Origin of the sequence: Microbacterium sp., from assembly GCF_047972865.1 — a bacterium.
Lineage (GTDB): Bacteria > Actinomycetota > Actinomycetes > Actinomycetales > Microbacteriaceae > Microbacterium.
Genome location: NZ_JBKEAY010000167.1, coordinates 1 through 7563 on the forward strand (window position 1 = coordinate 1; position 7563 = coordinate 7563).

Genomic DNA, 7563 nt, shown 5'->3' on the forward strand with positions numbered 1-7563 from the left:
CCCCCGCGACGTACACGACGTCGGAGCGCGGATGGAACCGCGGCAGCGCGGCGTGGGAGAGTGCGTAGACATCAGAACCCGACAGCCGGGTCACGTCGGAGGTGATCTCGCGCAGTCGAGACCCGACCGTCGTCGACACGCTCGAGGTGGGTCCGACCACGAGGATACGCTGCGGTGCCAACCGGACGAGTTCCTGCGCGACGACGCTCGGCACCGAGGAGGCGGTCACCGGCAGCAGCGGCGCGCCGATCGCCGCCGCCACGCCCGCGGCCGCGATCGACTGCGTCAGTTCGTTGCCCGACGCGACGACGACGACGGCCGCACCCGACGGGTAGACGGCCCGCGTCGCACGCACCGCGGTGTCGTAGCGGGTCGAGCCGGACACGCGGGAGGCCGACGGGATCGTCGCGGCGGTCTCCGCGAACCCCGCGACCGCGTCGGGGGTGGCGTCGAGCTGTCGCAGCTGATCGGTGCCGGGGAGCACGGTCTCGGGGTCGCCGGACTCCGGCTCCACGGCCCCATCCGGCTCCGTTGCCCCGTCCGGCGCCACGGCCCCATCCGGCTCCGGTGTCGCAGAGACGTCCGGCCCCACTGCGCCGCCCGGACCCGGTGTCGGCTCCACCGCGCCGTCCGGCGCCGGCGTCGACGAGACCTCCGGCCCGCCCGTTGGGGTGCCTCCCCCGTCGGGGGCGGCCGCCTGCGGGACGGCCGGCGGGGTCACCGAGTCGCTGGGAGCGGCGAACGCCGCGGTGGCGGGGAGTGCCAGGATCGCCGCCCTCAGCATCGCAGCGCCGAAGCGGGCGCGACGCGATGCGGCAGACCTCATGGCTCCTGGATCCTCTCCGGCCGGGAGTAGACGTTCATTCGACCGTTGCGCACGAACCCCGCCAGCGTCAACCCCATCTCGCGCGCGAGCTCCACCGCGAGCGACGACGGCGCCGACACCGCCGACAGGATCGGGATGCCGGCCATGACCGCTTTCTGCACCAGTTCGAAGCTCGCCCGGCCCGACACCTGGAGCATGGTGCCGCTCGCCGGCATCCGGTCGTTCATGGCGGCCCAACCGACCACCTTGTCCACCGCGTTGTGGCGGCCGATGTCCTCGCGCACCACGAGAAGCTCGCCCGCGGGAGTGCACAGCGCCGCTGCGTGCAGTCCGCCGGTCTTGTCGAACACGGCCTGTTCGGCGCGCAGCGCATCGGGAAGCCCCGCGACGACGTGTGCTGCGACGGTGACCTCGTCGCCTGTCGGCGGATGGGCCGACACCGTCTGCACGGCCTCGATCGATGCCTTGCCGCACACCCCGCACGAGCTGGTCGTGTAGAAGTTGCGGTTCGGCGCCGGCGGCTCGACCTCCGGCGCGAGGGTGAGGTCGAGCACGTTATACGTGTTGTCGGCACCCCCGGTGCCGGGGCCGCCGCAGTGGATCGCCCCGCGCACGTCGGCACCGGAGGAGATCACCCCCTCCGACAGCAGGAAACCGGTCGCCAGTTCCACGTCGTGGCCGGGCGTGCGCATCGTGACCGCCAACGGCACCCCGCCCACGCGGATCTCCAGCGGCTCCTCCACGGCGAGCACGTCCGCCCGCCGCGAGGTGGACTCACCGAGCCGGATGCGCACCACCGGCGTGCGCGCTGTGATCCGCCCCACCTCAGCCTCCGATAGCGTTCATACCCCGCGCCGACTGCAGGAACGCCGGGTCGTCGATGGCGTGGCCGGCCTTCTTGCCGGCGATGCAGCCGCGCAGCACCGTGTCGATGTCGGCATCCGCACCGCCGCCGCGCAGCACCGGCAACAGGTCGTACTCACTCGTCGAGAACAGGCAGTTGCGCAGCTGCCCGTCGGCGGTCAGCCGAAGGCGGTCGCAGTCGCCGCAGAACGGTGCCGTGACCGAGGCGATGACCCCCACGGTGTGCGGGCCACCGTCGAGCAGCCACCGCTCAGCGGGCGCCCCGCCGCGACCGGGCACCGGCGACAGATCCCACCTCCTCGACAGGGACGCGAGGATCTCGTCCCGGGTGACCATCGCCTGCCGGTCCCACGTGTGACCGGCATCCAGCGGCATCTGCTCGATGAACCGCATCTGCGCGCCGTGCGCGATCGCGAACGCCACCAGGTCGACGAGTTCGCCGTCGTTGACGCCGCGCATCGCCACGGCGTTGAGCTTGAGCGGGTGCAGACCCGAACGGGCGGCGGCCTCGATGCCGGCCAGCACGTCATCGAGCCGGTCGCGTCGGGTGAGCGCGGCGAACCGGTCACGGTCGAGCGTGTCGATGGAGATGTTCACGCGCGCCAGCCCCGCCTGCTGCAGCGCGGGAAGCCGTTCGGCGAGCCGGATGCCGTTGGTGGTCATGGCGACGTCGACAGGGTGCCCGTCGGGGCTGCGCAACGCGGCGAGCGCGCCGACGATCTCGGTCAGGTCGGGCCGCAGCAGCGGCTCCCCGCCGGTGAGGCGGAACGTGGTGATGCCGTCGGCGGCGGCGACCGTCGCTACCCGGACGATCTCGTCGACGGTGAGGATGCTGCTGCGCGCGAGCCACTCGTTGCCCTGCTCCGGCATGCAGTACGTGCATCGCAGCGAGCACCGGTCGGTGAGCGAGATCCGCAGGTCGCGATGGACCCTCCCGAACCCGTCGACGAGCCGGTCCCCGAGCCCGCCGAGGCCGGGGGCGGGCAGGTCGATCGGGGCACGCGGCGAGCGCGGCATCCCGATCATGATCGCGGGCATCGATCCCCTTCCGTGGCTTCGAGCGTAGTCGCTATTTGTCACGGGTCGGCCCGGTCGCCGCACGTGGGACCGCGAGCTACCGTTTCCCTCAAGGGAGAGGGAAAGGGATTCGCGATGGAACTGCTCGATCCGCTGGTACTGGCCCGATGGCAGTTCGGGTTGACCACGCTGTACCACTACCTGTTCGTGCCGCTCACCCTCGGCATGTCGCTCGCGGTCGCCGTCTTCCAGACCATCTGGTACCGCACCGGCGACGTGAAGTGGTTGCACCTGACCCGGCTGTTCGGCCGCATCTTCCTCATCAACTTCGCGATGGGTGTCGTCACCGGGATCGTGCAGGAGTTCCAGTTCGGGATGAACTGGTCGAGCTACTCCCGGTTCACCGGCGACATCTTCGGGGCGCCGCTGGCGTTCGAGGGTCTGATGGCCTTCTTCTTCGAGGCGACCTTCATCGGCCTGTGGATCTTCGGGTGGGACAAACTCCCGCGGGGTCTGCACCTGGCATCGATCTGGATGACCTCGATCGGGTCGATCCTCTCGGCGTACTTCATCATCGCCGCGAACGCGTTCATGCAGAACCCGGTGGGCTACACCCTGAACGAGACGTCCGGTCGCGCCGAGCTCACCGACTTCGGCGCCGTGCTGACCAACCCGGTCGCGATGGCGGCCTTCCCGCACACCCTGTTCGCGGCCTTCATGTTCGCCGGTGCCGTCATCACCGCCGTCGCGGCCTACCACCTCTCCCGCGCGCAGCACGTGGCCACGATGCGGCCCGCCCTGAAGTTCGGCCTGTGGTTCACGATCATCGCGTTCGCCCTCACCGCCCTCACCGGGGACCAGCTGTCGCTGGTGATGGTGGAGACCCAGCCGATGAAGATGGCCGCCGCCGAAGCCCTGTGGCACACCGCGTGCGGGGCCGACGCGTCGTTCTCGATCTTCTCGATCGGCACCCCCGACGGGTCGAGCGAGATCTGGTCGCTGCGCGTGCCCTACCTGTTGTCGCTGCTGTCGACGCACAGTCTCGACGGGTGCGTCGAGGGGCTCAATGAGATGCAGGCGCTGTACACGCAGCAGTTCGGCGGCGGCATCGACTACATGCCGATCATCTGGGTCACCTACTGGTCGTTCCGCTGGATGATCGGCCTCGGCGCCGTCTCCACGCTGATCGCGGTCGTGGGCCTGTGGGTCACCCGCAAGAGCGCCAAGCGCCCGGTCGCACGCTGGATGTGGAAGGTCGCCATCTGGTCGGCGCCGCTGCCGCTGCTGGGAAGCCTCGTCGGGTGGGTGTTCACCGAGATGGGCCGCCAGCCGTGGATCGTCTTCAGCCTGATGCTCACCGAAGACGGTGTCTCGCCGAGCGTCCCCGGATGGACGGTGCTCATATCGCTCGTCGCGTTCACTCTCGTCTACGCGGCGCTGGCGGTGGTCGAGTTCGGCCTCATCCTGAAGGCCGCGAAGAAGGGACCCGATCCGCTGCCTGGCCCGGACGATCCCGACCCCACCGGTCAGCCGATCGATCAGACCCCCACGACGGTGTACTAGGAGCGCGCCATGGACCTCGCCTATCTCTGGTTCTTCCTCATCGGAGTGCTGTTCGTCGGCTACTTCGTCCTCGACGGCTTCGACTTCGGCGTCGGGATGTCGTTGCCTTTCCTCGGCAAGGACGAGGTGTCGCGCCGCCAGGTGATCAACACGATCGGCCCGGTCTGGGACCTCAACGAGACGTGGATGATCGTGGCGGGAGCGTGCCTGTTCGCGGCGTTCCCGGAGTGGTATGCAACCCTGTTCAGCGGTTTCTACCTTGCGCTGCTTCTCATCCTGCTCACCCTGATCGCCCGTGGGGTGTCGTTCGAGTACCGCCACCAGCGCGAGTCGCTGCGCTGGAAGAGAGGGTTCGACAGTCTGATCGTGATCGGCTCGGCCGTTCCCGCGCTGCTGTGGGGTGTCGCCGTCGGCAACATCGTGCAGGGGGTGCCGCTGGATGCCGACCACGAATTCACCGGATCGTTGCTGACCCTGCTGAATCCCTACGGACTGTGGGTGGGACTGACGACCCTGTTCCTGTTCTGGTTGCACGGCGTGTACTTCGTCTCGCTGAAGACCGACGGCGAGGTATACGAGCGCGCCCGCACGCTGTCAGCGCGGCTGGCCCTCCCCGCCGTCGTCTTCGCCGCAGGCACGGTGGTGTGGACGATCGTCCTGGCGGCCGGTCGTGACGCACCGCTGCTGTGGGCGGTCATCGCGTCCGGCGCGGTCGCGGCCGTGGCGCTGCTGGCATCGGTGGCGTTCGGCCGGATCGGACGCGACGGGCGGGCGTTCGCGTCGGGGGCGATCACGATCGTGTTCGCCGTCCTCACGCTCTGGCTGGCGCTGTTTCCGTATGTGCTGCCTGCCACGACCGACCCGGCCTACAGCCTCACGATCGATAACGCGTCGAGCACCGACTACACCCTCACGATCATGAGCTGGGCGGCGCTGATCTTCCTGCCGCTGGTCCTCCTCTACCAGGGATGGACCTACTGGGTGTTCCGCAAGCGCGTCACCCGCGCCCGCATCGCACAGGCCGACGCCGCCGCCGTCCATTGACACCGCGGCGGACCGAGCGGTCGCACCGATCCGGCGGGAGGTGCCCGGCGTGAGTGCGCCGGATGCCGGCACCCGGCGTGCCCCGGTCGATCCCCGGCTGCGGCGCCACGCCGCCGCCTCGCGCGGGTTCTTCGTCGCCCTCGCCGCCATCGCGCTGGCGCAGACGGCGATCACGATCGGTTTCGCGTGGCTGCTGACGCAGGCGATCGTGGCCGCGATCTCGGGGACGACCTCCGGGTCCACCCTGATGGCGCTGGCGGTCGTCGTGGCGGCGCGGGGAGTACTCCTGTGGGCCCGGGAGCGCGTCGCGGCCGACGCGGCGGCCCGCGTGGCGACGCAGCTGCGCGAGGGGGTCGTCGACGCCGTCGGGCGTCTGGGACCGGGCTGGCTCGACACCCGCAACGACGCGCGCCTCGCGGTGACGATCGGACGGGGGCTGGAGGCTCTCGACGCCTACTTCGGCCGCTATCTGCCGCAACTGGTGGCTACCGCCGTGGCCACGCCGATCCTGGTGGTCGTGATGTGGTCCGCCGACCTGCTGTCGGGCCTGACGGTGCTGCTGACGCTTCCGCTCATCCCGCTGTTCATGGTGCTGATCGGGTTGGCCACCCGCACCGTGCAGCGGCGGCAGTGGCAGACGCTCGGCCGGCTGGCCGCGCGGTTCACCGACACCGTGGCGGGGCTGTCCACCCTGAAGGTGTACGGTCGCCAGCATCGTGCCGTCGACGGCATCAGAGCGATCACCGACCGGTATCGGCGCGAGACCATGCGGGTGCTGCGGGTGTCGTTCCTGTCGGGGTTCGCGCTGGAGTTCCTGGCGTCCATCTCGGTGGCCATCGTCGCCGTCTCGATCGGGTTCCGCCTACTCGACGGGTCGCTGACCCTCGCGGTAGGTCTGTTCGTGCTGCTGCTCGCGCCCGAGGCCTATCTGCCACTGAGGCAGGTCGGCGTGCAGTACCACGCCGCCGCCGAGGGGGTCGCCGCCACCGACGACGTGTTCGCCGTGCTCGACGAGGCCGCGCGCCGGCCGCAGGTACCCGCCACCGAGCCTCGCCGGCCCGAGCGGGCGGCACCGGCGGAAACACTGGCGGTGCGCGAGGTTTCGGTGCGGCGCGGCGAGCATCGGCTGCCGCCGGTCTCGTTCGTCGCCGAGCCCGGCACGGTCACCCTGATCACCGGTCCGAGCGGTGCCGGAAAGTCGAGCCTGCTGGAGGCCCTGCGCGGCGCGACCGGCTACGACGGCACGATCCTGTGGTCCGGCGACGACATCGCCCGGCGCATGCCGTCGACCTGGCTGGCCTGGGCGGGGCAGGATGCCGGGCTGATCGCCGGCACGGTCGCCGGCAACGTCTGTCTCGGCGACGACGCCCCGCAGCGATCGCTCGGATCGCGAGCACTCGAGCTCGCCGCCGCGGGGGAAGTGGACCTCGACCGGGAACTCGGCGTGCAGGGGGCGGGATTGTCGGGAGGGCAGGCGCAGCGGGTCGCAGTGGCCCGCGCGTTCTATCGCCACCTGCGCGGGTGGGGACCGGTGCTCGCGCTGGACGAACCGAGCGCCGCCCTCGATGCCGACACCGAACGGCGCCTGTGGCGCAGCATCCGCTCGCTCGCCGACGACGGCGCGACCGTCCTGCTGGTCTCGCACCGGACGTCGGCCGAGGGCATCGCCGACCGGGTCGTGCGTCTCGCCGCGGAGGTGCCCGCATGACGACGACGCGCACCGTCCTGCGGGCCGCGATGCCGCCGGCGCGGCGCTTCTGGCCCGCCGCGGCATCCGCGTTCGCCTCCGAGGGCTCGGCGGTGGCGCTCCTCGCCGTGAGCGCCTGGCTCATCGTGCGCGCCTCGGAACAGCCGCCGGTGATGTACCTGTCGGCGGCGGTCGTCGGCGTGCGGGCGTTCGCGTTGTCGCGGGCATCCTTCCGCTACACGGAGCGGCTCTGGGGCCACGATGCCGCGCTCGGTCAGCTGGCGGTCGCCCGCACCGACCTCGTGCGCCGGCTCGTGCCGCGGGCGCCCGACGGGCTCGTGAGAACGCGCCGCGGCTCGATCCTCGCCTCGCTCGTCGACGACGTCGACGAACTGCAGAACCTGCCGCTGCGGGTCGCGCTGCCGCTGCTGTCCTCCGCGGCGGTCGCGCTGGCCGCGGTGGTTCTCGTCGCCGCGGTGTCGTGGCCCGCCGCCCTCACGCTCGCGGCCTGTCTGGGGGCGGCCGGCGCCGCTGCGACGGCGTGGGGGTGGGCCGCGGGCGC

6 protein-coding genes and 1 pseudogene are annotated in these 7563 nt (G+C 71.1%); 4 read left to right on the forward strand and 3 right to left on the reverse strand.

Features of this window, described 5'->3' with window-relative positions:
• The 3 genes from ACK5KK_RS10345 to moaA form a co-directional block, all read right to left on the reverse strand.
• The coding region (locus tag ACK5KK_RS10345) for a cell wall-binding repeat-containing protein (protein WP_416890005.1) at positions 1 to 826 on the reverse strand (826 nt) is incomplete at its 3' end.
• Positions 823 to 1650 (reverse strand): formate dehydrogenase accessory sulfurtransferase FdhD, encoded by an 828-nt coding sequence (gene fdhD, locus ACK5KK_RS10350; protein ID WP_416890006.1) that lies wholly within the window; start codon positions 1648 to 1650, stop codon positions 823 to 825. The genes fdhD and ACK5KK_RS10345, both read right to left, overlap by 4 nt.
• A gap of 1 nt (position 1651) precedes the next feature.
• On the reverse strand, positions 1652 to 2728 hold the full coding sequence (gene moaA, locus ACK5KK_RS10355) for a GTP 3',8-cyclase MoaA (RefSeq protein ID WP_416890007.1): 1077 nt from the start codon (positions 2726 to 2728) through the stop codon (positions 1652 to 1654).
• A 114-nt stretch (positions 2729 to 2842) separates the two neighbouring features.
• Here moaA and ACK5KK_RS10360 point away from each other — a divergent pair, with 114 nt between their 5' ends.
• The 4 genes and pseudogenes from ACK5KK_RS10360 to ACK5KK_RS10375 all read left to right on the forward strand — a co-directional run.
• Positions 2843 to 4270, forward strand: coding sequence for a cytochrome ubiquinol oxidase subunit I (locus tag ACK5KK_RS10360; RefSeq protein WP_416890008.1), 1428 nt, complete (start codon positions 2843 to 2845; stop codon positions 4268 to 4270).
• A gap of 9 nt (positions 4271 to 4279) precedes the next feature.
• Entirely contained in the window at positions 4280 to 5314 is a 1035-nt protein-coding gene (gene cydB / locus ACK5KK_RS10365) for a cytochrome d ubiquinol oxidase subunit II (protein WP_416890009.1), read from the forward strand.
• 49 nt (positions 5315 to 5363) lie between these two features.
• Complete coding sequence (cydD, locus tag ACK5KK_RS10370; RefSeq protein ID WP_416890010.1) at positions 5364 to 7022, forward strand: thiol reductant ABC exporter subunit CydD; 1659 nt, start codon at positions 5364 to 5366, stop codon at positions 7020 to 7022.
• Positions 7019 to 7563 (forward strand): annotated as a pseudogene (locus ACK5KK_RS10375) (thiol reductant ABC exporter subunit CydC); the annotation flags it as partial. The gene cydD and the pseudogene ACK5KK_RS10375, both read left to right, overlap by 4 nt.

Excerpts from the sequence above, each read along its gene's own strand:
- ACK5KK_RS10360 (WP_416890008.1), top strand. The coding sequence starts at position 2,843 with ATGGAACTGCTCGATCCGCTGGTACTGGCCCGATGGCAGTTCGGGTTG.
- cydB (WP_416890009.1), top strand. The coding sequence starts at position 4,280 with ATGGACCTCGCCTATCTCTGGTTCTTCCTCATCGGAGTGCTGTTCGTC.
- moaA (WP_416890007.1), bottom strand. The coding sequence starts at position 2,728 with ATGCCCGCGATCATGATCGGGATGCCGCGCTCGCCGCGTGCCCCGATC.